The sequence below is a fragment of the Neptunicoccus sediminis genome (genome assembly GCF_001719615.1).
Taxonomy (GTDB): Bacteria; Pseudomonadota; Alphaproteobacteria; order Rhodobacterales; family Rhodobacteraceae; genus Amylibacter; species Amylibacter sediminis.
This window is the reverse complement of the sequence record NZ_MDVX01000001.1, coordinates 659,596-683,048: the sequence shown is the minus strand read 5'-3', so window position 1 is coordinate 683,048 and position 23,453 is coordinate 659,596. Positions and strand designations below refer to the sequence as shown.

Sequence of the window (23,453 nt, the reverse complement as noted above, 5' to 3'; positions counted from 1 at the left end):
CCCTGCCCCCGCTTTCAAAGACACAAGGCATTAGACTATGGCACGCGCAGCTTCCACCAAGGGCAACACCCGAATCCAGCGCCAGAAAACACGGCAGATCCTCGATGCAGCGCTAGAGGTCTTTTCCACCTACGGCTTTCGCGGCTCGACCATCGACCAGATCGCAGCGCAGGCGGGTCTGTCCAAGCCGAATATCCTGTATTATTTCGACGGCAAGGAAGCGATCCACCGCGTGTTGCTGGACCGTTTGCTGCATACATGGCTGGAACCGCTGGAACATCTGGGTGAGAGCGATAATCCGGTAGACGAGATCTGCGCCTATGTAACCCGCAAGCTGGAAATGTCGCGGGACTATCCCCGCGAAAGCCGCCTGTTCGCCAACGAAATCCTGCAAGGCGCACCCAACATCATCGCAGAGCTGCAAGGCCCGCTAAAGTCCCTGACGGATGAAAAATGCCGCCTGATCCAAAGCTGGATCGACGCCGGCAAAATCGCGCCGCTTGATCCGCATCACCTGATTTTCTCCATCTGGTCCACCACGCAACACTATGCGGATTTCGATGTGCAGGTGCAGGCGGTGCTGGGGCACGCGGGTGAGGACCGTTTTACAGCGGCACAGACCCATCTCGACCATCTGTTTCGCGGCATGCTGACACCGCGCTTGGATCATGACGTCTAGGGCAGCTGCCTTCCTGCGCGACCACTGGCAATTGTTGCTGCTGGTGGCGCTGGTCTTTGCTTTCTGGCGCACGCCCGCGCTGTTACCCTTGCGATTGCTCACGGTTTTCTTTCACGAATCCGCCCACGCCGCTGCGACGATCCTCACGGGTGGCACGGTCGTAGAGTTCGTAATCAACGCCAATGAATCGGGCCATGTTCTCAGCCGAGGCGGCAGCCGTTTTATGACCCTCTCCGCCGGATACCTCGGGTCCCTTCTGATCGGCGCGGCGCTGTTCCTGCTGGCAGTGCGCACCCGTTGGGACCGCTGGAGCCTTGGCGCACTCGGCGCCGTGATCGCTGGCATCACCCTCTTTTACGTCCGCAGCCTGTTTGCGCTGGGATTTGGTCTCGGAACTTCCGCGGCACTCCTCTCGGTGGCCTATTGGCTGCGCCCTGCCATCAGTGACTTTCTGTTGCGACTGATCGGGGCCACCAGCATGATCTATGTGCCTTATGATATTTTCGCCGATACCATCCGCGGCGCTGCGGCTCGTTCGGATGCCCGCATGCTGGCCGAGGAATTTGGTGGTGCTACGGTCCTGTGGGGCGCGCTCTGGCTCGGGATCAGTCTCTGGTGCATTTTCCTCGTGTTCCGCTACGCCTTGCGCAGCCCCAGCAACATCGCCCTGACAAAATAAAACGGGGCGCCAAGGCACCCCGCTTCAATGTTCTGCTAAATACTCGATCCTTACTCGGCAGCGACAACGCTCGGGTTGTTGGGATGTGTGGTCCAGTCGCCATGCTCGCCCGACACAACCTGCCCCGTGCGCTCATCCACCATACCCGGTTCCAGTGTCTCCATCGTGATGCAACCTTCAACGGGGCAGACATTCACGCAGAGATTACAGGCTACGCATTCATCGTCCATCACCTCGAACACGCGATCCGCCGACATGGAAATCGCCTGATGGGAGGTGTCTTCGCAGGCCGCATAGCAACGGCCGCATTTGATGCAATCGTCCTGACTGATCCGCGCCTTAGTCACATGGTTCAGGTTCAGATGCTGCCAGTCCCGCACATTGGGCACCGCACGGCCGACGAAATCGTCAATGCTGCTGTGGCCCTTTTCATCCATCCACTGGCCAAGGCCGCTGATCATTTCCTGCACGACCTTAAACCCGTAGGTCATCGCTGCGGTACAGACCTGCACATTGCCACAGCCAAGCGACATAAACTCCGCCGCATCGCGCCATGTGGTGATGCCGCCAATACCGGACATAGGCAGACCGGCGGTTTCAGGGCTGCGGGCGATTTCAGCAACCATATTCATTGCAATCGGCTTCACCGCCGGACCGCAATACCCACCATGAGAGCCCTTGCCGTCGATGGTTGGTTCCGGCGCGAAATTGTCCAGATTGACGCTGGTGATCGAATTGATCGTGTTGATCAGGCTGACCGCATCCGCCCCGCCCCGTTTCGCCGCCTGTGCAGGATAGCGTACATCGGTGATGTTGGGGGTCAGCTTCACGATTACGGGCATGCGCGTGTTCTGCTTGCACCAGCGTGTGACCATTTCGATATATTCCGGCACCTGCCCCACGGCAGAGCCCATGCCCCGCTCGGCCATCCCATGCGGACAGCCGAAGTTCAGCTCGATCCCGTCCGCGCCGGTTTCTTCCACTACGGGCAGGATGGCCTTCCACGCCTCTTCCTCACAAGGGACCATAAGGGACACAACCAGCGCGCGGTCGGGATAATCCCGCTTCACCGCTTTGATCTCCCGCAGGTTCTGCTGCAAGGGGCGGTCGGTAATCAACTCGATGTTGTTCAGGCCCAGCAAGCGCCGGTCTGCCCCGAATATCGCGCCGTAGCGGGGGCCGTTTACATTGACCACCGGCGGGCCTTCTTCGCCCAGCGTCTTCCAGACCACGCCGCCCCAACCTGCCTCATAGGCGCGGCGGACGTTGTATTCCTTATCCGTGGGCGGGGCCGAGGCCAGCCAGAACGGGTTCGGGGATTTAATGCCTACAAATTCGCGTCTCAGATCAGCCATTGTTACGCTCCCTCTCCCATAAGTGTTGCGTGAATATCCATTGCCGCATCGCGGCCCTCCGCTACGGCGGTCACTGTCAGATCGTCGCCACCACTGGCACAATCGCCGCCAGCCCAGACACCGGACACAGAGGTCCGCCCCGTTTCATTCACCGCAATCTTGCCCCGTTCAACGCTCAGCCCTGCATCTGTAGTCAGGGTCTGGCCAATGGCCTTGAACACCTGATCCGCCGGAATTTCAAAAGTCTCACCCGTCGGGGCCAGTTCACCGCCTGCACTGGTGGTGCGGGCAAATTCCACGCCTGTCACCTTGCCATTGCCCAAGACACGGACAGGCTGGGCGTTAAATTCGATCCGCACGCCGTGACTGGTGGCGAGCACCTGTTCAAACTCCGACGCGCCCATCGCGGATTTGTCGCGGCGATAGGCTACGGTTACGTCCTGTGCGCCGAGCAGCTTGGATTGCACAGCAGCATCAATGGCCGTCATCCCGCCACCTATCACCACCACGCGGCGTCCCACTGGCAGTTTGGTCAGATCATCCGCCTGCCGCAATTCCGCGATGAAATCCACCGCATCGCGCACGCCTACCTTGTCTTCACCTTCGGCCCGCAGTGCGTTCACACCGCCCAGACCGACCCCGAGGAACACCGCATCGTGTCGATCTTGCAAGGTTTCCAGCGTGACGGCCTCTCCCAGCTTTTGTTCATAGCGGATTTCGATGCCGCCGATTTGCAACAGCCAGTCCACTTCGGCCTGTGCGAAGCCTTCGACAGATTTATAGGCCGCGATGCCGTATTCGTTCAGACCACCCCCTTTCGGGCGTGCGTCATACATCACCACATCATGGCCCAGCATCGCCAGACGGTGTGCCGCAGACAGACCGGCCGGACCAGCGCCAACGACAGCGACGGATTTTCCGGTTGGGGCTGCACGGGTGAACGGGTGCTTGCCCTGCGCCATCACCGTGTCGGTGGCATAGCGTTGCAACTGGCCGATCAGGACCGGCTTGCCTTCGGCCACCTCTCGCACGCAAACCTCTTCACAGAGCGTCTCTGTCGGACAGACCCGCGCGCACATTCCTCCCAAAATGTTTTGCTCGAAGATGGTTTCGGCGGCGGATTCCGCGGTGCCGGTTGCGATCTGACGAATGAACAACGGAATATCAATCGACGTTGGACAGGCCGTCTGGCAGGGCGCGTCATAGCAGAAATAACAGCGGTCCGCCGCCACCAGTGCTTCGTGATCATCAAGTGGCGGATGCAAATCGCTGAAATTGTCCGCCACGGCGTCCGCGCTAATGCGGCCCGCAACAATTCCATCCGTATGTGGAGAGTTTCCCATGCCTAGTCCCTGTTAAAACTTCGGTAGAGTCAAACCCTTGCACAGGTCTTTTTATTTATCAATTGGTAAAATTTTCAAATAACGCTGAAAAAACGGGCAAAGGAAAAACCCGAGCCCGCCTCTTAAGTGTATATCTTTCCCGATTATTAACAACGCGTTAGCGCCGATCAAGCCCGTTCCTTCAACCGCATATGGGCCATGATCTGCCCATGATCAGAGGCCAGCTTATTGTAGGGGGCCTCTGAATGGCTGCCGTCTGTTAGATGGTCGTTAAAGACGGAAAAATACTCCATCCCGCCAATCGCATCGGGGTTTTCGGGGTTGAAATGGCGGGACATCAGGATCTGGTCGATGCTTTCAAACACGCCGCCAAAAGCCGAAGTATAGACCATATCCCGCAGGGATTTGCGCACGAACAGCTTTTCCGCACTGGTCAGGCGCATGGATTCAATCGCTTCGGTGATCTGGATATTTTCTTCATCGGTATAGCGGTCATTCCGCCGCTCTGCATCATGGCGGCGCATCCATGCGTAGTTCTTGAAGGGCCGCTCTCCGGTGATCACCGCGGATGACACCGCATGATCGCCATCGTTCATATCGCCAAGCACAAAGACCGGATGATCCGCCTTTAACTCTGCCACAATCATTTCCCGCAGCACCGCAGCCTCGGCAGTGCGGCGCAACATGGAACGCAACTCACCCACGGCGCGGCCTACCGGATCATAGTTCAGCAGGTTAGCTTCGGGCGCAAAGGGCGCACCTTCGGGGCGGATGTACTCTCCCAGTTTGGATTTCAGATGGCAGTTGAACACGGTGATGACCTGTCCGTTCACCGGAATGCGCGCCTTGATCACAGGGCGGGACATCTTGGTCAGCGTGTATTGCCCCGCCTCGCCGCCGCCGATGTGGGGAAAGTCGATGGTCAGGGGAACCGGCAGTTCCTGTACGATCTGGGGTTCATCATCAAACCCGAAACGGGACAGCATCGCCAGACCGGGGCGGCGGTTGCCCGGCTCTCCATCGAACACATTGGGGGCAAAGAAGATGCTGTTGCTGTCATAACCCTCATATTTCAGTTTTTTGAAGATCGCCTTGCGATGATACCGCTTGTCACGGCTTGGGATCACATCCGCGTTGGCTGCAGCGCCCCTCTCGTTTGTTTCGCGTACAACTGCGGACAGAGAAGCGCGGTCAAAGATTTCCTGAAACCCGACAATATCCGCATTCATGGTTAGCAGCTGATCTGCCAGCCAATCCTCTTTCCACGCGTATTCTTCCGGCGTGTAGCTTTCAAAACGGTAATACTCCTGATCCGGCCCGATCAGGTTTTTCACATTGAAACTGGCAATGGTAAAATCGTTCGCGGGATCAGGATAGCGCATCAGATGTCTCCGTATTTTGCGAGGGCCATTTCAAAAACCTCTTTGTCCACGTTACCGCCGGTGGCGACAGCTATCACCGCGTCTCCGTCAATTTCATCGCCGTGAAACAATGCGGCTGCAAGCCCCGCAGCGCCACCCGGCTCCAGCACAATGCGCAAACGGTGAAAGGCCAGAGCCATTGCGTGCAGACATTCATCTTCGCTTACAACCATGCCCGGACCGGCCAGACGGTTCAGGATCGGAAAGGTCAACAGACCCGGTGTCGGGGTGATGATTGCATCGCACAACGAACCGGACAGACGTTTGTTCACCACAGGGCGACCGGCCCGCAAAGAGTGGGCATAATCGTCGAAATTCTGCGGCTCGCAGGTGCGCACCCGCAGCAATTGGGCGTATTCCTTCAGGGCAAGGGCAATGCCAGAGGCCAGACCGCCGCCCCCTGTGGGCACCAGAACTTCTGCATCGCGCACTTTGAGGTCTTTGGCCTGAAAGACAATTTCAATGCCGGTGCTGCCCTGCCCTGCGATAACTTCGGGATCGTCGAACGGTTTGATCAGGGTCAGCGATCCGTCCGCGTTGGCTTTCTCGGCGGCTTCCTCGCGGCTTTCGGTTTCGCGGTCATAAAACACCACCTTTGCCCCCAGCGCCTTGGTGTTCTCAATCTTGATCTTGGGCGCGTCCGACGGCATCACGATCACGGCCTTGATCTTGTGCTGTGCCGCAGCCAGCGCCACGCCCTGTGCGTGATTGCCCGACGAGAAGGCGATTACCCCGTTTTTCCGCACCTCTTTGGGCAGGGCGGAAATGGCCGACCAAGCGCCACGGTATTTGAACGATCCGGTGTGTTGCAGACACTCTGCCTTGACCAGCACCCGCCGCCCCGCGATGTCATCCAGAAACGGAGAGGTCAGCATCGGCGTGCGCCGCGCATGACCCTTGAGGCGTTTTTCAGCGGCTTTGAGCATTTGAATCGTAGACATCGGGGTTCCGTTCTTGAATGGGAGGGATTTTCGCCTTTCTACGGGGGATCAGCCCGCTTTGAAACGCCTAGTTTTGCGCAGCGATTTCGGGGATCGTTGTCAGATCGGACAAGACCTGCTGCGGTGTCCACGGCATCCGGTCCACAGGCTCTCCCGCGCGGTTCACCCATGTGGTGTAAAACCCGTAACCCGTGGCACTGGCCGCATCCCAGCCGTTGGAGGACACGAACAACACCTGATCCGGCGAGGTGCCGAACCGCTTGCCGACCAGATCATAGACCCATTTATGAGGTTTGAAGATGCCGACAGATTCCACTGACAGCACATCGTCAAGCAAGTCTCCGATCCCCGCAGATTGCACAGCCCCGTCCAGCATCTTTGGCGATCCGTTGGACAGGATTGCCGTGTTAAGCCCCGCTTCTTTCAACTGTGCCAGCATGGCCGGCACCTCTGGATAGGCGGCCAGTTCCCAGTAAAGCTGCAACAGGCGTTCGCGCAGTTCGGCATCGCCGTGCAGGTTGTTATTCTCCAGCGCCCAGTCCAGCCCGTCCTGCGTCACATCCCAGAAATCCCCGTGGGCATCCGCAACAGCACGCAGCCATGTGTACTGCAACTGTTTCAGCCGCCAGTCACTCGCCAGTTTTTGCCAACAGGCGGCCAGCGCGTCCCGCCCCGGTTCGCCAGCAGCGGTTCGGGCTGCGGCGGCCACATCAAACAATGTTCCATAGGCGTCAAAAACTGCGGTGGTGATGGGCATTCAGTTTCTCCTCTTTGCACCAGACTGGCACGTCCCACGCCCGAGTTAAAGCGTTTCGCAACTGCGCAGAGCGTCGTTTGGTCCGCCAGACTACACGCACGTTGAAAGGATAGAGAGATAGAAGTCGGAAGGATCCGGCCCGCAGCAAGGATTTACCCCGCTGCGGTGGATTGGTCTAAAACCTAGAGGTTTTCCGGCTGGGCCATGCCGATCACATGATAGCCGCCGTCAACATGGATGATCTCACCCGATGTGAAGGCACCCGCATCAGAGGCAAGGTAAACAGCAGTGCCGCCCACGGCCTCTAACGTAGCGTTAGAGCGCAGAGGTGCGTTGGCCTCCGTCGCGCGGTAGGTTTTACGCGCACCGCCAATGGCAGCACCCGCCAGCGTGCGCATCGGACCCGGCGAAATCGCATTGACGCGGATACCGTCCGGCCCCAGATCATTTGCGAGATACCGCACAGCACTTTCCAGCGCGGCCTTGGCAACACCCATCACATTGTAGTTCGGCATCACCGTGGTAGAGCCTTGGAAGGTCAGGGTCAGGATCGTACCGCCCGCCGTCATCAATGGTGCGGCCCGTTTGGACAGATCAATCAGCGAGAAGCAGGAAATATCCATCGAGTTGGCAAAATTCGCCCGTGTGGTGTTGATGAACCGGCCTGTCAGTTCGTCCTTGTCGGAATAGGCAACCGCATGGACCAGAAAATCGAACGTGCCCCATTTCTCTTTCAGCGTTGCAAACAGCGCATCCAGTGATGCCTCGTCCGTGACATCCGCCTGAACCACCAGATCAGAGCCGACAGATTCCGCCAGCGGGATCACCCGCCGGCCCAGATTTTCCGCCTGATAGGTAAAGGCCAGCTCCGCCCCGGCATCCGCTGCGGCTTTGGCGATGCCCCAAGCGATGGATTTGTCGTTGGCAACCCCGATGACGAGACCGCGCTTTCCTTGAAGTGGACCGCTCATATGCTGGCTCCTAACACTCTCAGTTTTTATACTTGCTCAGCAGAATGGAGCCGTTGGTGCCGCCAAACCCGAAAGAGTTTGTCATCACCGTATCCAGCCCCGCGTTCTCTACCAGTTCGGTCGCGATTTCACCGGGATTGATGGCCGGATCAAGGTTCTCCACATTGATCGACGGAGTGATAAAATCATGCTCCAGCATCAGCAGGCAGAAAATGGCTTCCATCGCGCCCGTGGCACCTTGTGCGTGACCTGTCATGGATTTGGTGGAACTGATCGGCGGTGTGCTGCCTTCGCCAAAGACACGGCGCACGGCCTCGACCTCACCCACGTCTCCGACGGGTGTAGAGGTGCCGTGTGCGTTGATGTAGCTGACCTTGCGTCCTTCTGGCAGGGTGCTGACAGCCAGACGCATGGCCCGCTCTCCGCCTTCTCCGGATGGTGCAACCATGTCATGCCCGTCCGATGTGGCGCCAAAGCCGGTCACTTCGGCGTAGATTTTCGCACCGCGCGCGATAGCGTGGTCCATGTCTTCCAGCACGACCATACCGCCGCCGCCGCCGATCACGAACCCGTCGCGGTCCGCGTCAAACGCACGAGAGGCCAGTTCCGGCGTGTCGTTATACTTGGAGGACATCGCCCCCATCGCATCGAACAGACAGGACAGCGTCCAGTCCAGCTCCTCGCCGCCACCTGCAAACATAATGTCCTGTTTGCCCATCATGATCTGCTCGGAAGCCGATCCGATACAATGCAGCGATGTGGAACAGGCCGAGGTGATCGAATAGTTGATCCCTTTGATCTTGAACGCCGTAGCAAGGTTTGCAGAAACAGTAGAGCCCATACATTTTGGCACTGCAAAAGGCCCGATCCGTTTCGGAGAGCCTTTTTCCAGAACCGTCTGATGGGCCGTGAACATGGCCGAGGTGGACGGCCCGCCCGAACCGGCGATCAGGCCGGTGCGGATGTTGGAGATTGCGTCTTCGTCCAGACCCGCATCGGCAATCGCCTGTTGCAAGGCGATATGGGCATAGGCAGACCCCGGCCCCATAAAGCGCAGGGTGCGCTTGTCGATATGCTCGGCCACGTCGATATTAACCTTGCCGTGAACCTGACTGCGAAAGCCCCGTTCAGCGTATTCAGGGGCGGCAACGATGCCCGACTTCCCCGCTTTGAGAGAGGCCGTGACCTCTTCTGCGTTATTCCCGATAGAGGAAACGATACCCAGCCCTGTGACTACTACGCGACGCATGGTGCTCTCCTGTTTCTTAATGTCTTTGGTGTCGGCAGATCAGGCGTCTGACAGGCCGACCTTCATGTCTGTAACGGTGTAGATCGGATCGCCATCGGCAAAAACCTGTCCGTTCGCAACGCCGACCTTGATCTTGCGGTCGATCACCCGTGTGAAATCCACATGATAGGTCAGCATCTTGCGATCCGGTTTAACCATGCCTGTCAGCTTGACCTCACCAACGCCCAGCGCCATGCCGCGCCCCTGCATACCGCGCCAGCCCAGATTAAAGCCGGTCAGCTGCCACAGACCGTCCAGCCCAAGGCAGCCCGGCATAATCGGATTGCCCGGAAAATGGCAGTCAAAGAACCACAGGTCCGGTTTGATGTCGAATTCCGCAACCACATGACCCTTGCCATGCTCTCCCCCATCGGCCGAGATTTCGGTGATCCGGTCCATCATCAACATTGGAGGGAGGGGTAATTGCGCATTGCCCGGTCCGAACATTTCCCCGCGGGCACATGCCAGCAAGTCTTCGTATCCAAAGCTGGTGGGTCGATCTGTCATAAAGGGCCTGTCTCCGATAGTTTTTTCGTTGTCGTAACAGTGCTATTACCATTGTGCGCTAAAGGCTGGCAATAGGTCACCGTCCCCGCCATATAAGGCAAATGCCCTGCCGTAAAAGGCCCGTTTTTCTTTTGCATTTGAATTGGCGGCGTTTTCAGGGCATATTCACGCGAAATCTATGGATTTATCCAGAGGCAGTTATGCAAGACACTACACCAACCGGAACAGGCGAAAGCCTAGGCAGGACGTGGCTATTGAGCGCGGACGTGCGTCCGACCAAGCAAAGGCTGGCCCTGGCAGAGCTTTTGGTGGGGGACGGACGCAACCGCCATGTCACCGCCGAGAGCCTTTACGGTTCCGCCTCCGAACATGGGGCACAAGTCTCTTTGGCGACCGTGTACAACACGCTGCGCACCTTTTGTGATGCCGGTCTGATGAATGAAATCACCGTGGACGGGCATCGTTCTTACTTTGATACCCGCGTGGATGAACATCCCCATTATTATTGGGAAGACAGCGGCACATTGACCGATGCCCCGAAATCCGCAGTGGCCTTCGCGAAGGAACCCGAAGCACCGGCAGGCACATCTATCGCACGGGTCGATGTGGTGATCCGGCTTTCCAAAAACACCTGACCGACCCGAAAGCGGTCTGCGGTATCAACAACAGTGCAGGATTGTGCCAGTGCCTGCCCCCTGCCCCAATCGCGCAGGGGAACGCCTGCTCCAGCCTAGAACCACTGCCCCGGCTCCATCAGCCCCAAATCCATCAACTGCTGGGAATTCCAGCGGAATTTCTGCGACTTGGACCACGCAAAGCTGTTCACCTCGAACGTCGATCCGGGATTGGACTTTAGATATTTTGCGGTGCGGAAGGAACAGATGGCAATCGTGACCGAATGGTGCCACGGGCATTGATAGGTGTTATATTCTTCGTCATTGAACAACTGGTCCCCGTCTATCTGCAACCCTGCTTTGGCACAGAACAGGGCCACACGGTCGATACGGCGCTTGGCCCAGGGCAGATGTTCTTCAAACCGCCACTTCAACCCGCCATAAATCGACAACTGCCGCTCCATCACCTGACCGTCTTTCCAGCGGTTCAGCGCATAATAGCCGGAGGAATCCAGATGGGCATCCTCAAGCGAATAGCCGTAGGGATTGTTGTCAAGATCGGCGGCGTAAAGATCAATCACATAGGTAAAGGCCGAGCTGCGGCGCTCTTCGGTGATGAAGGTGATCAGCTCGTTGATGGAGCGGGTTTCGCAAAAGGGGAAATGCAGATATTCGCCGTTGTAACAATAATAAAGCCAGCGCCCCTCCAGTGCTGTTATGGCCTTATTCACCGCTGACACCAGCGTTTCCTGCGTGGCCGGATCGTTCTCCACATGATGACACAGGGGGACGCAATCTGCAGGTAATACCGTATCCTTTCGCGCCAGAAGGATGATATTTTCGAACCCGATACGGGCGTGGTGGCGCAGGGTGGCGCCCAAGCCGATTTCATCCTCTGCAAAAATCAGCGCGACCGGCCCCTTGAGAAGCGTATCTGCCTGTTTCCTGAGGAATATCTCCAGCGAATCTGCCTTCATAGAACCCCTGTCCCCTGCCTGAACCCCGCCGTTATTCATGTTATCGGCGCTTGGCTGCAAAATGGCGCAAACTGCGGGCAATCGCAAGTCTGCAAGATGGTCGCCCTCACCGCGTTATTTCTTGAAATCCATCCGGCCCCGCCTAGCTTCTTAACAAAAGTGTTCAACGCTGGCCGGCCCCCCGGTCAGCCTGTTCTTGGCTGGAAGGTTCGAAGATGAAGCAGACTGTAGATCGTATGGATTCGGATATGATGCACCATACCACGCGCATCGTCTCTGCCTATTTGCAAGGCAACAAGGTAGATCTGGACCAGATCGCCGCTGTCATGGATGTGGTCCACGAAAAAGTGACGCAAATCTATCAGAACAGTCAGGGACGCGCCAATGACACAATGCCGGCTGTTCCCGTCGAGGATAGCGTCACGCCGGATCACATCATCTGTCTGGAAGATGGCAAGGCGTTCAAAATGCTGAAAAAACATCTCAAGTCGAAATACGATCTGACGCCCGAGGAATACCGCGCAAAATGGGGGTTGCCGACGGATTATCCGATGGTCGCCCCGAACTACGCCGCCAAACGTCAGGAACTTGCGCGGGCCAGCGGCCTTGGCCGCAACCGCTAAGCCGCGCCGTCAGTGCCTGCTAACCGTTGCCGATTGCCCGATTTGCGTGTAGAGCCTGCGATCTGACGGGGATTTGCCCCCAATCAATCGGTGCGTATCATGTCTGAACCCAAGAAGCTCTTTGTCAAAACCTACGGCTGTCAGATGAATGTCTATGACAGCGAACGGATGGTCTCGGCCCTCGGCGGGCAGGGTTACGTCGAGACAGACACGCCTGAAGGGGCGGATATGATCCTGCTCAACACCTGCCATATCCGTGAAAAAGCGGCCGAGAAGATCTATTCCGAACTGGGGCGTTACAAACCGTTCAAGGCGGCAAATCCCGACCTTAAAATCGGGGTGGCCGGATGTGTGGCACAGGCAGAAGGCGAAGAAATCATCCGCCGTCAGCCGATGGTCGATCTGGTCGTGGGGCCACAGGCCTATCACCGCCTGCCCGAAATGGAATCCAAGATCGGCAAGGTAAAGGCGCAGGTTGATACCGAATTTCCGGCAGAAGATAAATTTGACCACCTGCCCCGCGGCCCCAAAGCGCGCCGCGCCCCCTCTGCCTTTTTGACCGTTCAGGAAGGCTGCGATAAATTCTGCGCTTTCTGCGTGGTGCCTTACACTCGCGGGGCCGAAGTGTCCCGTTCGGTAGAGCAAATCCTGTCCGAAGCCCGCGATCTGGTAGAGCGTGGCGTGGTCGAGATTAACCTGCTGGGTCAGAATGTGAACGGATACCACGGCACTCATCAGGGCAGCGAATGGGGATTGGCGCAACTGATCCGCGAACTGGCGAAAATCGACGAATTGAAGCGCATCCGCTTCACCACCAGCCACCCCAACGACATGGACGACGACCTGATCGCGGCCCACGGCGATTGCGACAAGCTTATGCCCTATCTGCACCTTCCGGTGCAGGCCGGCAGCGACAAGGTTCTAAAGGCGATGAACCGCAAACATACCGCTGCAGAATACCTCGCGCTGATCGAGCGCATCCGCGCCGCACGGCCCGACATCGCGCTTTCGGGCGATTTTATCGTCGGCTTTCCTGGTGAAACCGAAGAGGATTTCCAAGCCACGCTCGATCTGTGCCGCGAAGTGCGCTACGGACAGGCCTATTCCTTCAAATACTCCCCCCGTCCCGGCACGCCCGCTGCGGACCGCACCCATGTGGATGAGGCGGAAAAGAACGACCGTCTGGCACGGCTGCAAGCCCTGCTGAGCGAGCATCAGGCGGATTTCCAGAATTCTATGGTCGGAAAAACCCTGCCTGTGCTGCTGGAAAAACCGGGCCGCAATCCGGGCCAGATGATCGGGAAGTCCGAATTTCTGCACGCAGTCCATATGGACGCTGCCCCCGATCAGGTGGGAAAAATCGTTCAGGCCAAAGTCTTGTGGTCAGAGCGCAACTCGCTCGCGGCGGAACTGGTGCAGGGCTAGGACATCGCCTATTCTCCACGGATCGCGACCAAAAGGGGCGCGATCCGAGTCATTGTTTCCAAAACAAGACCTAGTGGTTGGCATTTTTTTCTTCACAATTTGTAGAAATTTGATACCTTTGGCGCAATAGGGAGAGTTGCGTCTATTGGAACGCAATCCGGACTTTTATATTCGTTGGAAGTGAAGGGAAATTGCAGTGTTTAACCGATCTGTAAAATTTGTAGTTGCAGCAGTCGGGTGTCTTGTGTTTGCGGGTTCGGCTTTTGCCGACGATGTTGTGGTTCGCAAATCCACCCAAGCCACCGGCGAAAGATATGTACCAGGCGTCTGGGTTGATCCCGACGGCTGCGAGCATTGGGTAATGGATGACGGTGTTGAGGGCTATATGACCCCGCATGTCACGCGGGACGGCATTCCGGTGTGTCGCCGCGGCAACCCTTGCGCCGTTATGAACACCGACCAGCTGTTTGCGGTGGACCGCTACGCCATCAGCACCGCTGGCCGCAATCGTCTGGCTGGGTTCTTCAAACAGGCCAATGCCACATCCTTCATCATCGACGGACACACCGACAGTGATGCAAGCGATGCCTATAACATGCATCTGTCCGAAAACCGCGCCCGCGCTGTTGCCAAGGTCGCAGCACAGGTCGGGAAACGGGCACAGATCCGCTGGTACGGCGAACGTGTTCCGGTTGCGTCCAACAGAACCGCCGCGGGCAAAAAGAAAAACCGCCGCGTTGAAATCACCTGCGTGCGCTGAGGAAGGTTAAGACTATGACAATCAAGACGAGCATTCTTATTCTCGGTGCCGCCGTCGCACTTGCCGGTTGTGTCGATAACAAACGGAACAAAACCGTTGACCGCGGCTTTGACTCCCATCCTGTCAGCGAATTGAACGCGGGCATCTGGGTTGATCCTCGGGGCTGTGACCACTGGATCATCGACGACGGTGTAGAGGGCTATCTCTCGGCACGGCTCGACAAATACGGCAAGCCGGTTTGCTCGGGTATTGCCGAGCCGGGCATGGCTGTAGGCGACTTCAAAAAAGGCTCCGATCCGATTTAAGCGGGTCACGCCCATCCTACAATCAGAGCATAAAATAGGGCCGGCCCAGCGCCGGCCTTTTCCGTGGGGTTTTTCCGCCTATATAAAGAATTGACCCTTGCGGTGAACGGCGGGTTTTTGCACCATAGCTGAATAGGTTCACGCTTTGACTTAGGAGACTTCTTTGGCGACAACCGCCCCGATGGCGCCGGATATTTCGGCCAACGACCCCGAAAGCAATCTGACTTTTCCTGACAACCGCCTGCTGATTGATCTTTGCGGCGAATTTGACAAGAACCTCACCCAAATTGAATCCGCTCTTGGCGTGCAGATCATCCGTCGTGGCAACGAACTGGATGTCCACGGCGAAGCGGATGCTGTCGCACGGGCGCGTGAAGCCTTGCAATCCCTGTATCAAAGGCTGGAACAGGGCCGCGATGTTGAGCCCGGCGAGATTGATGCGGCCATCCGTATGGGACGGGCCGAACAGAACGCGGGTAAGCGCTCTGGCGACCAGAAAGAAATGTTCCCCGGTGGCGGGTATGAAATCCGCACCCGTAAAAAGACGGTGGAGCCCCGCACGGTCACACAGCGGGCCTATGTGCAAAGCCTGTTCAAGAACGAACTGGTGTTCGGATTGGGACCGGCGGGCACGGGCAAGACCTATCTCGCGGTGGCGGCCGGTGTCTCCATGTTCATTGAAGGCCATGTGGACCGGATTCTTCTCAGCCGTCCGGCTGTTGAAGCAGGGGAGCGTCTGGGCTTTCTGCCCGGCGATATGAAAGACAAGGTCGATCCCTATATGCAGCCGCTCTACGATGCGCTGAACGACTTTCTGCCGGCCAAACAAGTGGCCAAGTTAATCGAGGAAAAGCGGATCGAAATTGCCCCGCTGGCGTTCATGCGCGGGCGCACCCTGTCCAATTCCTTCATCGTGCTGGACGAGGCACAGAATGCCACAACCATGCAGATGAAGATGTTCCTGACCCGCATGGGCGAGGGCAGCCATATGGCGATCACCGGCGACACGACGCAAGTGGACCTGCCCCGCGGCGTCCCGAGCGGTCTGGTCGAGGCGGAACGGGTTCTCAAAGGCGTCAAAGGCGTCGGCATGACCAAGTTCAAGGCCGAAGATGTGGTCCGTCATCCAATGGTGGCGCGGATCATCCAAGCCTATGACAAACACGCCAAGACCGGCGGCTGATCCATGCCCGCAAGTATTGATGTCCTGATAGAGGACGACCGATGGAACGACGTGCCGCTCACCCGTTTGTGCAACCGCGCGATTGGGGCGGTTTTTGCGGCACGCGGCTTGTCGGGCAAGGGATACGAGGTTTCGGTGCTTGCCTGTGACGATGCGCGGATTGCCGAATTGAATGCGGAATTTCGCGGCAAACCGGCCCCGACCAATGTTCTGTCATGGCCCGCGTTTGAACTCGCACCGCTGGTGGAAGGCGACGAACCGGCCCCCCCACCTGACATTCTGACCAACCCGATGGACAGCGAACTGGGCGATATTGCCGTGTCCTTTGACACTTGTTTCAAAGAGGCTGAGGCCGGAAAACTTGAATTCGAGGACCACCTGACCCATCTGTTGGCACATTCCTGTCTTCATTTGCTTGGTTTTGATCACGAAACCGATGCAGATGCAGCACGAATGGAAGGTTTGGAGACGAAGATACTTGCATCTTTGGGCATTGCAGACCCATATTAACCCCGCGCCGTATTGCAGGCGCGTTTTTCGGATAGGAGCCATGGGCGACACAATCGACGGATCTTCTGGGGCAGCGCTTGGCGCGCAGTCCGAGGATCAGGACCAGACAGGCGGCTTTTTCAAGCGCCTCTTTTCCGGGGCTAAATCCCCGGACCTTATCGAAACACCGGAAACACTGGAACAATCCAACCTGCCCACGGGTGATTTGCGCAATCTGCAATCCATGCGGCTGGAGGACGTTGCCGTGCCCCGCGCGGATGTGACCGCCGTTTCCCAGGACATCGAGCTGACGGAGCTTGTTAAGGTGTTCAAGGAAAGCGGTTATTCGCGGCTGCCGGTCTACAAAGACCAGCTCGACAATCCGGTTGGATTTATCCACCTGAAAGATTTCGCCCTGAAATACGGCTTCAACGGCACGGGTGCGAATTTCGCAATCAAACCGATGCTGCGCCCGCTGCTGTTCGCGCCGCCCTCTATGGCGATTGGTGTGCTGTTGCAGAAAATGCAGGCGGACCGGATACATATGGCCCTCGTCATTGACGAATACGGCGGAGTGGACGGTCTGTTAACCATTGAGGATCTGGTGGAAACCGTACTTGGGGAAATCGTCGACGAGCATGACACCGAAGAGGATGTGATGTGGGCCGAGGAAAAACCCGGTGTGTATCTGGCACAGTCCCGCGCCTCTTTGTCCGAATTTGAACAAATGCTTGATATGGGTGCACTGGCGGATGACGACGCCGAGGAAATCGACACATTGGGCGGCTTGGTCTTCATGCTGACAGGGCGTGTACCCGCCAAAGGAGAGATCATCCCCCATCCAAGCGGTATCGAATTTGAGATCGTTGATGCCGATCCCCGCCGGATCAAACGCCTGCGAGTGACCCGCGATCCTGCACGTGTCTAAACCTTTGGGGAAGTGGCAGCTTCGGGCGCTGATCCTGTGTGCAGGCCTGCTTCTGGCTTTGGGTCAGGCCCCCTTCTCGTTTCCGATCGGGGTTGTGGTGGGTCTGCCGGTGCTCGGCGGGCTGTTGCTGCGCACAGCGGACTGGCGTTCGGGCTTCCGGCTTGGCTGGCTGGCGGGAACGGCCTATTTTGCAGGGTCGATGTTCTGGATCGTCGAACCTTTCTTTGTCGAACCCGAAATTTACGGCTGGATGGCCCCTTTTGCCCTGCTGTTTCTGGCCGTTGGTCTGGGGCTGTTCTGGGGGCTGGGATTTGGCGTTGCTGCCTGTTGTAGCGGCAAGGCGCGACTGGTGGCGCTGGTGGCGAGCCTGACACTGGCAGAATTCCTGCGCGCCCATGTCTTTACAGGATTTCCGTGGGGGCTGTTGGCCTATATCTGGTCGGAAACGCCGGTGTTTCAACTGCTCGCCTATATCGGCCCGCATGGATTGGGCATGGTGACGGTCGCAATCGGGGTGTTGCCGCTGATCTGGTCGAACCGCTGGCTGCGGGGCGCCACGCTGCTTGTCACATTGCTTGCGGCTTGGGGGATTGGCGCGGTGCGGTTGCCAGAGGGTCCGCCCGCCTTGCGCGATGTTACCCTGCGGCTGGTCCAACCCAACGCAGAGCAGCGGCTGAAATGGCACCCGGATCATGTGGCCCGCTTCTTCCAGCGCAGCCTGTCCCTGTCCGCAGGTTTTGATGCGCCGGTGGATGTGGTGATCTGGCCGGAAACCGCCCTGCCGTTTCCTTACGGCGAACACCCGCGCGGTATGGACATGGTGCGTGCCGCCGTGCCTGACACGCAGTTTATCGGCGGTATCCAGCGCCCCAACGGGCCAGAGCTTTATAACACGCTGATCCATCTCGACAGAAACGGCGATGTGGCGGCGACCTACGACAAACACCATCTGGTCCCCTTCGGAGAATACGTACCGCTGGCCGATCTTGCTGCAAGGTTCGGCATCTATGGCATGGCCGCACAGGACGGCACCGGATTTGCCGCCGGTAAAGGCCCGCGCATTATCGACCGGCCCGGCCTGCCCCCCTATCTGCCGATGATCTGTTACGAAGCAATTTTTCCGGGCTATGCCCAAGTGCAGGGCCAGCGCCCCGAATGGCTGCTCCACATTACCAATGACGCATGGTTCGGCAGCTTTTCCGGCCCCTACCAGCATCTGGTCCAGTCCCGTGCCCGCGCGGTGGAACAGGGTCTACCCCTCGCCCGCGCCGCCAACACCGGCGTGTCCGCGATGATCAGCCCTTACGGACAGGTTTTGCAGGCGCTTGCCCTGAACACCGACGGATTTGTGGATGTGCGCCTGCCCGAACCGCTTGCACCGACACCCTATAGCCGCTTTGGAGAGCGGATATGGCTTGCACTGGCGCTGCTGCTCCTTGCGGGCGCTGCCCTGTCGCGCCCCCGCCCGCAAGCACGCCCCCACGCCGCAACACGGGTCCGAGCACAAGGGCGTGAGGCTTCTAATAGGCATTGACCTATTCCCTGCCCCCCCATAGACCTTTCGCAATGAGTGTCACAACGGCTTCCTGACGTGGCATTTTCTTTCAAACTGGAGCACTACATGTCCCGAAATAATTACCTTTTCACCTCGGAGTCCGTTTCCGAGGGCCATCCCGATAAAATTTGCGACCGGATTTCAGATGCAATTCTCGACGCTCTGCTGAGCGAAGAAGAAATGGCCCGCAGCGCCTGTGAAACCTTTGCCACCACCAACCGCGTGATAATCGGCGGCGAAATCGGGCTGTCCTCAAAAGAAAAACTCGCCAGTGTGCTGGACGGTGTGGACGGGATCGTGCGCGATTGCGTCAAGGCTATCGGCTACGAACAGGACGGCTTTCACTGGGAAACCCTAGAGATCGAAAACCTGCTGCACGAGCAATCCGCCCATATCGCGCAAGGTGTGGACAAGGACGGCGCAGGCGATCAGGGGATCATGTTTGGCTATGCCTGTTCGGAAACCCCCGATCTGATGCCTGCCCCGATCCACTACAGCCACGCGGTTCTGCGGGATCTGGCAGAGGCCCGTCACGCCGGCAACACGCCGCAACTGGGTCCGGATGCAAAATCACAGCTTTCGGTGAAATATGTAGACGGCCAGCCGGTTGGTGTGACCTCTATCGTATTGTCCACACAGCATCTGGATGACTCCATGTCCTCTGCCGATGTGCGCGATGTGGTGGAACCCTACATCCGCAAGACCCTACCCGACGGGTGGATTTCAGCCGATACCGAATGGCACGTGAACCCGACTGGCAAATTCGTCATTGGCGGACCGGACGGGGATGCGGGCCTGACAGGGCGCAAGATCATCGTGGACACCTACGGCGGCGCAGCCCCTCACGGCGGCGGCGCGTTTTCGGGCAAAGACCCGACCAAGGTGGACCGCTCGGCGGCCTATGCTGCACGCTATCTGGCCAAAAACGTAGTGGCGGCGGGAATGGCGACACGCTGCACCCTGCAACTGTCCTACGCGATCGGCGTTGCCAAACCGCTGTCGATTTATTGTGACACCCACGGCACCGGCGAAGTACCCGAAGCCGAAATCGAAAAGGCTGTGGCACAAGCGATGGACCTGACACCGCGCGGCATTATCGAGCATCTGCAACTTCGCCGCCCGATCTACCAGCGCACGGCTGCCTACGGACACTTCGGCCGCGCCGCGACTGCAGACGGCGGGTTTAGCTGGGAACGCACTGATTTGATCAACGCCCTGAAAGGCGCCGTCTGAAACCGGTCCACGCCGAATACCGGCAATTTCGTCAAATGAAAGGCTCCGGATTGCGTCCGGAGCCTTTTTGTTTTACCTCCCACCCCCATGAGAGAAAAACACGTATCCGGCGCCCCGTGGCGCAACTTCTACGGGCGCACCAAGGGCAAGGGCCTGCACCAGTCCCACGAACGCTATCTGGCGGAAGATCTGGAGGGGCTGGCCCCCAAAGGTGTGACTTGGGAAGAAAACCCCGAGCGCACACCGCTGGATCTAAAGGCTCTGTTTGGCGCGCGTCCGGTCTGGCTGGAAGTCGGCTTTGGTGGCGGCGAACACGTGGTACATCAGGCCGCCAGCAATCCCGATGTGGGAATTATCGGCTGCGAACCTTATATCAATGGCGTTGCCACACTGCTCGGCAAGATCCGCAAGGCCGGTGTAACCAATCTGGCCGTACATCCGGGTGATGCGCGGGACATGATGGATGTTTTGCCCGAAGGCTCGGTTGAGCGTGCTTTTCTGCTCTATCCCGACCCCTGGCCCAAGAAACGCCACCACCGCCGCCGGTTTGTCACGCCAGAACATCTTGACCCGCTGGCAAAATGCCTGAAGTCCGGCGCAATTTTCCGCGTTGCCACCGACATCCCTGATTACGTGCGCCAGACAATGGAGCAAATGATGAACCGGGATGATTTCGAATGGCTTGCCGAAGGCCCCGAGGACTGGCGCAAACCGTGGGAGGACTGGATTTCCACCCGCTACGAACAAAAAGCCCTGCGCGAAGGCCGCACCCCCCACTACATGACCTTCCGCAAGCTCTGACGGTTTTGATGGGGTTGCCCTGACTATCCGCAGCGCGCGAACTTGGCTTGAGTGAAATAAATTTGCATTTATGATCGCTGGCGCACGACATTGACTTGGCGCAGCGAATGGAAAAACTTTAGGGGGAAATCATGACTGCTGAACACAAACCGGATAACGCAGTACAGGATGCTTCCGCTCCAATCTTTCTGATTTGTTCCGAACGGTCCGGCTCTAATCTCATTTCTACGGTCATGGGCGCACATCCCGAGATTTACTGCGCCCCCCCTTTCCATTTCGGTGTGCTGATCTTCCAAAATCTCTTTCGCACGATGGACGCAGGCATTGAATCCAAGGTTTGGCGGATGATGAAACGCCGGATCAACCACAGGCTGCGCTCTCTGGCGACCGAAGATCATATCGCAACCGCTGAAGCCTGGCTCTCGGCGCAGACCGAAATAAAACCGAAAGAGCTTGCGAGGTTTCTATATCAGGAGGTCACGCCGGAAGCCGCCGGAAAAACCGTGTTCATCAAGGAAAACAATCTTCACAATACAATGTTTTTCTTGCTTGATACATTCCCCAACGCAAAATTTGTATTTCAGGTCCGGGACCCGCGGGACTATCTGGCATCGACAAAAGCTTTGTCAGAAGAAGAAAACGGGAACCGGTTCGGTTCAGACATTAATGCGATAAAGATGTGGCGCGAAGACCAGTTAGGCGGGTTGCGCGCGCTTGGATTGCTTGGCGCGGACCGTGTGTCCTTGCACCGCTATGAGGACCTACTCCAGACGCCGGAAGACACCCTAAAGTCCCTTTGCGCAACAATCGGCAAGGAATACCATCCTGAAATGATCCGTTTTCACGAAACCGAACAAGCGCAGGAACGTGCGCGTTCAGGCGGGCGACGCGGAAATGTGAACAAACCGCTGATTGCCTCGAATTTTGCCAAATACCGGACCGCCCTACCCGAAAAGAAAATTCGTATGGTGGAAGACAAGGTCGGGGATCTCATGGATATTTTCGGCTACCCGCGCGAGTATGAGAACACCAAAGTTTTCACGCCGCGCAAACGCTATGTCGGGCTGAACCGTTTGCAGGCGGAAAATCCGCCCCTGCTGCCCCTGTTGGATTACAGTTAAACAGTTAGCGCCCCGCCCTGCGGCTTTTGTGCTTTAGGGGCCTGCCATTCTAGACCTTGCAACGGACGTGGGGTATAGGCAGGGAAAAAGCACAAAGGTGATACGCATGTCAGGCCACGGCGCTCCAATCCCGATGACTTCCCGTAAATCCGGCCCGCTGCGGGGTTCGGCTGTTATTCCCGGCGACAAGTCTGTTTCCCACCGCTCGTTCATCCTTGGCGCCCTTTCGGTGGGAGAAACCAAGATCACAGGCCTTCTGGAAGGTCAGGATGTTCTGGACACCGGCAAGGCGATGGCGGCTTTCGGGGCAGAAGTAACACGGACCGGCGATCAGGCGTGGTCAGTGCATGGTGTCGGGGTCGGCGGATTTGCCGAGCCGGATGATGTGATTGATTGCGGCAATGCGGGTACCGGCGTGCGGTTGATCATGGGGGCAATGGCCACCACTCCGATCAATGCCACCTTTACCGGCGATGCCAGCCTGCGGTCCCGTCCGATGGGCCGGATCACCGATCCGCTGTCGCTGTTCGGGGCGCAGGCTGTCGGGCGTCAGAACGGCTTTTTGCCGCTAACAATGGTGGGCGCGAAAAATCCGGTTCCGGTGCGCTATACCAGCCCCCACGCCTCGGCGCAGATTAAATCCGCAGTGCTGCTGGCGGGTCTGAATACACCGGGCGAAACCGTGTTGATTGAAAAAGAGGCAACCCGCGACCATTCCGAACGGATGCTGCGGGGCTTTGGTGCGCAGATTGAAACGGTAAAGACGGCGGAAGGCTATGAGATCACCCTTCAGGGTCAGCCGGAACTCAAGGCGCAAACCATTGCGGTGCCGCGGGACCCGAGTTCGGCTGCCTTTCCGGTCTGTGCGGCGCTGATAGTTGAAGGATCAGAGGTGGTCCTGCCTAATATCGGGCTGAACCCGACCCGTGCAGGGCTGCTGGATACACTGGTGGAAATGGGGGCGGACATTGCCTTTGAGAACCGCCGCGAAGAAGGCGGAGAGCCGGTGGCGGACCTGCGGGTGAAAGCCTCCGGTCTGACAGGAATCGAAGTTCCCCCTGCCCGCGCGCCCAGCATGATTGACGAATACCCGATCCTGTCGGTCGTCGCGGCCTTTGCCAGCGGCAAGACCGTCATGCGCGGCATTGCCGAACTGCGAGTCAAGGAATGTGACCGCATTGACGCGATGGCCCGCGGGCTGGAAGCGATGGGCGTTACGGTCGAAGAAGGGCCAGACTATATGATCGTTCACGGCATGGACGGCGACGTGCCGGGTGGTGGCACAGCCATGACGTTCCTTGATCACCGCATCGCCATGTCTTTCCTCTGTCTCGGGATGGCCAGCGCCAAACCTGTCAGCATTGATGACGGCGGCGCGATTGCCACCAGCTTTCCGATTTTCGAGGATTTGATGAACGGGCTCGGCGCGGCGATTTCGCGCGATTGATGTATCGTTCGGCTAAGGCGGCTTGCTAAAGTAGGGCTGGCTGAACTACTC

At 57.9% G+C, this 23,453-nt stretch carries 24 protein-coding genes and 1 riboswitch; of the genes, 15 read left to right on the top strand and 9 right to left on the bottom strand.

All coding sequences use genetic code 11. The features are described from left to right. The first annotated feature begins 37 nt into the window (after positions 1-37). Together BFV97_RS03205 and BFV97_RS03200 are read left to right on the top strand one after the other, a co-directional pair. Complete coding sequence (locus tag BFV97_RS03205; RefSeq protein WP_069298844.1) at positions 38-679, top strand: TetR family transcriptional regulator C-terminal domain-containing protein; 642 nt, start codon at positions 38-40, stop codon at positions 677-679. After that, a complete protein-coding gene (locus BFV97_RS03200) occupies positions 669-1,358 on the top strand; it encodes a M50 family metallopeptidase (protein WP_069298843.1) in 690 nt (229 codons plus the stop codon). The genes BFV97_RS03205 and BFV97_RS03200 overlap by 11 nt, the downstream gene beginning before the upstream one ends. A 50-nt stretch (positions 1,359-1,408) precedes the next feature. Here the strand turns inward: BFV97_RS03200 and preA are convergent, their stop codons facing one another. The 8 genes from preA to fabA form a co-directional block, all read right to left on the bottom strand. Beyond that, the gene (preA, locus tag BFV97_RS03195) at positions 1,409-2,713 is read right to left on the bottom strand and encodes an NAD-dependent dihydropyrimidine dehydrogenase subunit PreA (protein ID WP_069298842.1); all 1,305 of its coding nucleotides are present in this window, start codon (positions 2,711-2,713) and stop codon (positions 1,409-1,411) included. A gap of 2 nt (positions 2,714-2,715) precedes the next feature. Then, positions 2,716-4,056, bottom strand: a complete 1,341-nt coding sequence (locus BFV97_RS03190) for an NAD(P)-dependent oxidoreductase (protein ID WP_069298841.1) — start codon at positions 4,054-4,056, stop codon at positions 2,716-2,718. A gap of 167 nt (positions 4,057-4,223) precedes the next feature. Next, positions 4,224-5,438 carry an endonuclease/exonuclease/phosphatase family protein gene (locus BFV97_RS03185; protein ID WP_069298840.1) on the bottom strand — a complete coding sequence of 405 codons (1,215 nt, stop codon included), beginning with the start codon at positions 5,436-5,438 and terminating at the stop codon, positions 4,224-4,226. Continuing rightward, a complete protein-coding gene (locus tag BFV97_RS03180; protein ID WP_069298839.1) occupies positions 5,438-6,418 on the bottom strand; it encodes a threonine ammonia-lyase in 981 nt (326 codons plus the stop codon). The genes BFV97_RS03185 and BFV97_RS03180 overlap by 1 nt, the downstream gene beginning before the upstream one ends. Before the next feature lie 67 nt (positions 6,419-6,485). Then, positions 6,486-7,175, bottom strand: a complete 690-nt coding sequence (locus BFV97_RS03175) for a haloacid dehalogenase type II (RefSeq protein WP_069298838.1) — start codon at positions 7,173-7,175, stop codon at positions 6,486-6,488. A 182-nt stretch (positions 7,176-7,357) separates the two neighbouring features. Next, entirely contained in the window at positions 7,358-8,146 is a 789-nt protein-coding gene (locus tag BFV97_RS03170; RefSeq protein WP_069298837.1) for an enoyl-ACP reductase FabI, read from the bottom strand. A gap of 19 nt (positions 8,147-8,165) precedes the next feature. Beyond that, entirely contained in the window at positions 8,166-9,395 is a 1,230-nt protein-coding gene (gene fabB, locus BFV97_RS03165) for a beta-ketoacyl-ACP synthase I (RefSeq protein ID WP_069298836.1), read from the bottom strand. Between the two features lie 39 nt (positions 9,396-9,434). Continuing rightward, entirely contained in the window at positions 9,435-9,941 is a 507-nt protein-coding gene (gene fabA / locus BFV97_RS03160) for a bifunctional 3-hydroxydecanoyl-ACP dehydratase/trans-2-decenoyl-ACP isomerase (protein ID WP_069298835.1), read from the bottom strand. Between the two features lie 200 nt (positions 9,942-10,141). Between fabA and irr the strand changes: the two genes are divergently transcribed. Further along, entirely contained in the window at positions 10,142-10,576 is a 435-nt protein-coding gene (irr, locus tag BFV97_RS03155; RefSeq protein WP_069298834.1) for a Fur family transcriptional regulator Irr, read from the top strand. Between the two features lie 95 nt (positions 10,577-10,671). On the opposite strand, the gene BFV97_RS03150 is transcribed toward irr, so the two are convergent. Next, positions 10,672-11,532 (bottom strand): glycosyltransferase family 2 protein, encoded by an 861-nt coding sequence (locus BFV97_RS03150; protein WP_069298833.1) that lies wholly within the window; start codon positions 11,530-11,532, stop codon positions 10,672-10,674. 215 nt (positions 11,533-11,747) lie between these two features. Between BFV97_RS03150 and BFV97_RS03145 the strand changes: the two genes are divergently transcribed. The 12 genes from BFV97_RS03145 (at position 11,748) to aroA (ending at position 23,402) form a co-directional block, all read left to right on the top strand. Continuing rightward, on the top strand, positions 11,748-12,155 hold the full coding sequence (locus BFV97_RS03145) for a Ros/MucR family transcriptional regulator (RefSeq protein WP_216635940.1): 408 nt from the start codon (positions 11,748-11,750) through the stop codon (positions 12,153-12,155). Positions 12,156-12,254: 99 nt separating this feature from the next. Beyond that, a complete protein-coding gene (gene miaB, locus BFV97_RS03140; protein ID WP_069298832.1) occupies positions 12,255-13,580 on the top strand; it encodes a tRNA (N6-isopentenyl adenosine(37)-C2)-methylthiotransferase MiaB in 1,326 nt (441 codons plus the stop codon). 196 nt (positions 13,581-13,776) lie between these two features. Further along, a complete protein-coding gene (locus BFV97_RS03135; RefSeq protein WP_425412254.1) occupies positions 13,777-14,340 on the top strand; it encodes an OmpA family protein in 564 nt (187 codons plus the stop codon). A gap of 14 nt (positions 14,341-14,354) precedes the next feature. Then, positions 14,355-14,645, top strand: a complete 291-nt coding sequence (locus BFV97_RS03130) for a hypothetical protein (protein ID WP_108721617.1) — start codon at positions 14,355-14,357, stop codon at positions 14,643-14,645. A 181-nt stretch (positions 14,646-14,826) separates the two neighbouring features. Further along, positions 14,827-15,828: a PhoH family protein gene (locus BFV97_RS03125; protein ID WP_069299061.1), complete on the top strand. Its 1,002-nt coding sequence runs from the start codon at positions 14,827-14,829 to the stop codon at positions 15,826-15,828. A gap of 3 nt (positions 15,829-15,831) precedes the next feature. After that, complete coding sequence (gene ybeY / locus BFV97_RS03120) at positions 15,832-16,338, top strand: rRNA maturation RNase YbeY (protein ID WP_069298830.1); 507 nt, start codon at positions 15,832-15,834, stop codon at positions 16,336-16,338. A gap of 40 nt (positions 16,339-16,378) precedes the next feature. Then, positions 16,379-17,245: a hemolysin family protein gene (locus BFV97_RS03115; RefSeq protein WP_069298829.1), complete on the top strand. Its 867-nt coding sequence runs from the start codon at positions 16,379-16,381 to the stop codon at positions 17,243-17,245. Continuing rightward, a complete protein-coding gene (lnt, locus tag BFV97_RS03110; RefSeq protein WP_245667544.1) occupies positions 17,238-18,779 on the top strand; it encodes an apolipoprotein N-acyltransferase in 1,542 nt (513 codons plus the stop codon). The genes BFV97_RS03115 and lnt overlap by 8 nt, the downstream gene beginning before the upstream one ends. A gap of 33 nt (positions 18,780-18,812) precedes the next feature. Further along, positions 18,813-18,862, top strand: a riboswitch (SAM-SAH riboswitch). 4 nt (positions 18,863-18,866) lie between these two features. Next, positions 18,867-20,033, top strand: coding sequence for a methionine adenosyltransferase (metK, locus tag BFV97_RS03105; protein WP_069299060.1), 1,167 nt, complete (start codon positions 18,867-18,869; stop codon positions 20,031-20,033). An 87-nt stretch (positions 20,034-20,120) separates the two neighbouring features. After that, the gene (gene trmB, locus BFV97_RS03100; RefSeq protein WP_069298827.1) at positions 20,121-20,834 is read left to right on the top strand and encodes a tRNA (guanosine(46)-N7)-methyltransferase TrmB; all 714 of its coding nucleotides are present in this window, start codon (positions 20,121-20,123) and stop codon (positions 20,832-20,834) included. Between the two features lie 131 nt (positions 20,835-20,965). Continuing rightward, positions 20,966-21,955: a sulfotransferase family protein gene (locus BFV97_RS03095; protein ID WP_069298826.1), complete on the top strand. Its 990-nt coding sequence runs from the start codon at positions 20,966-20,968 to the stop codon at positions 21,953-21,955. A 106-nt stretch (positions 21,956-22,061) separates the two neighbouring features. Then, positions 22,062-23,402, top strand: a complete 1,341-nt coding sequence (aroA, locus tag BFV97_RS03090) for a 3-phosphoshikimate 1-carboxyvinyltransferase (RefSeq protein ID WP_069298825.1) — start codon at positions 22,062-22,064, stop codon at positions 23,400-23,402. The last annotated feature ends 51 nt before the right edge of the window (positions 23,403-23,453 follow it).

Excerpts from the sequence above, each read along its gene's own strand:
- BFV97_RS03205 (WP_069298844.1), top strand. The coding sequence starts at position 38 with ATGGCACGCGCAGCTTCCACCAAGGGCAACACCCGAATCCAGCGCCAG.
- BFV97_RS03200 (WP_069298843.1), top strand. The coding sequence starts at position 669 with ATGACGTCTAGGGCAGCTGCCTTCCTGCGCGACCACTGGCAATTGTTG.
- preA (WP_069298842.1), bottom strand. The coding sequence starts at position 2,713 with ATGGCTGATCTGAGACGCGAATTTGTAGGCATTAAATCCCCGAACCCG.
- BFV97_RS03190 (WP_069298841.1), bottom strand. The coding sequence starts at position 4,056 with ATGGGAAACTCTCCACATACGGATGGAATTGTTGCGGGCCGCATTAGC.
- BFV97_RS03185 (WP_069298840.1), bottom strand. The coding sequence starts at position 5,438 with ATGCGCTATCCTGATCCCGCGAACGATTTTACCATTGCCAGTTTCAAT.
- BFV97_RS03180 (WP_069298839.1), bottom strand. The coding sequence starts at position 6,418 with ATGTCTACGATTCAAATGCTCAAAGCCGCTGAAAAACGCCTCAAGGGT.
- BFV97_RS03175 (WP_069298838.1), bottom strand. The coding sequence starts at position 7,175 with ATGCCCATCACCACCGCAGTTTTTGACGCCTATGGAACATTGTTTGAT.
- BFV97_RS03170 (WP_069298837.1), bottom strand. The coding sequence starts at position 8,146 with ATGAGCGGTCCACTTCAAGGAAAGCGCGGTCTCGTCATCGGGGTTGCC.
- fabB (WP_069298836.1), bottom strand. The coding sequence starts at position 9,395 with ATGCGTCGCGTAGTAGTCACAGGGCTGGGTATCGTTTCCTCTATCGGG.
- fabA (WP_069298835.1), bottom strand. The coding sequence starts at position 9,941 with ATGACAGATCGACCCACCAGCTTTGGATACGAAGACTTGCTGGCATGT.
- irr (WP_069298834.1), top strand. The coding sequence starts at position 10,142 with ATGCAAGACACTACACCAACCGGAACAGGCGAAAGCCTAGGCAGGACG.
- BFV97_RS03150 (WP_069298833.1), bottom strand. The coding sequence starts at position 11,532 with ATGAAGGCAGATTCGCTGGAGATATTCCTCAGGAAACAGGCAGATACG.
- BFV97_RS03145 (WP_216635940.1), top strand. The coding sequence starts at position 11,748 with ATGAAGCAGACTGTAGATCGTATGGATTCGGATATGATGCACCATACC.
- miaB (WP_069298832.1), top strand. The coding sequence starts at position 12,255 with ATGTCTGAACCCAAGAAGCTCTTTGTCAAAACCTACGGCTGTCAGATG.
- BFV97_RS03130 (WP_108721617.1), top strand. The coding sequence starts at position 14,355 with ATGACAATCAAGACGAGCATTCTTATTCTCGGTGCCGCCGTCGCACTT.
- BFV97_RS03125 (WP_069299061.1), top strand. The coding sequence starts at position 14,827 with ATGGCGCCGGATATTTCGGCCAACGACCCCGAAAGCAATCTGACTTTT.
- ybeY (WP_069298830.1), top strand. The coding sequence starts at position 15,832 with ATGCCCGCAAGTATTGATGTCCTGATAGAGGACGACCGATGGAACGAC.
- BFV97_RS03115 (WP_069298829.1), top strand. The coding sequence starts at position 16,379 with ATGGGCGACACAATCGACGGATCTTCTGGGGCAGCGCTTGGCGCGCAG.
- metK (WP_069299060.1), top strand. The coding sequence starts at position 18,867 with ATGTCCCGAAATAATTACCTTTTCACCTCGGAGTCCGTTTCCGAGGGC.
- trmB (WP_069298827.1), top strand. The coding sequence starts at position 20,121 with ATGAGAGAAAAACACGTATCCGGCGCCCCGTGGCGCAACTTCTACGGG.
- BFV97_RS03095 (WP_069298826.1), top strand. The coding sequence starts at position 20,966 with ATGACTGCTGAACACAAACCGGATAACGCAGTACAGGATGCTTCCGCT.
- aroA (WP_069298825.1), top strand. The coding sequence starts at position 22,062 with ATGTCAGGCCACGGCGCTCCAATCCCGATGACTTCCCGTAAATCCGGC.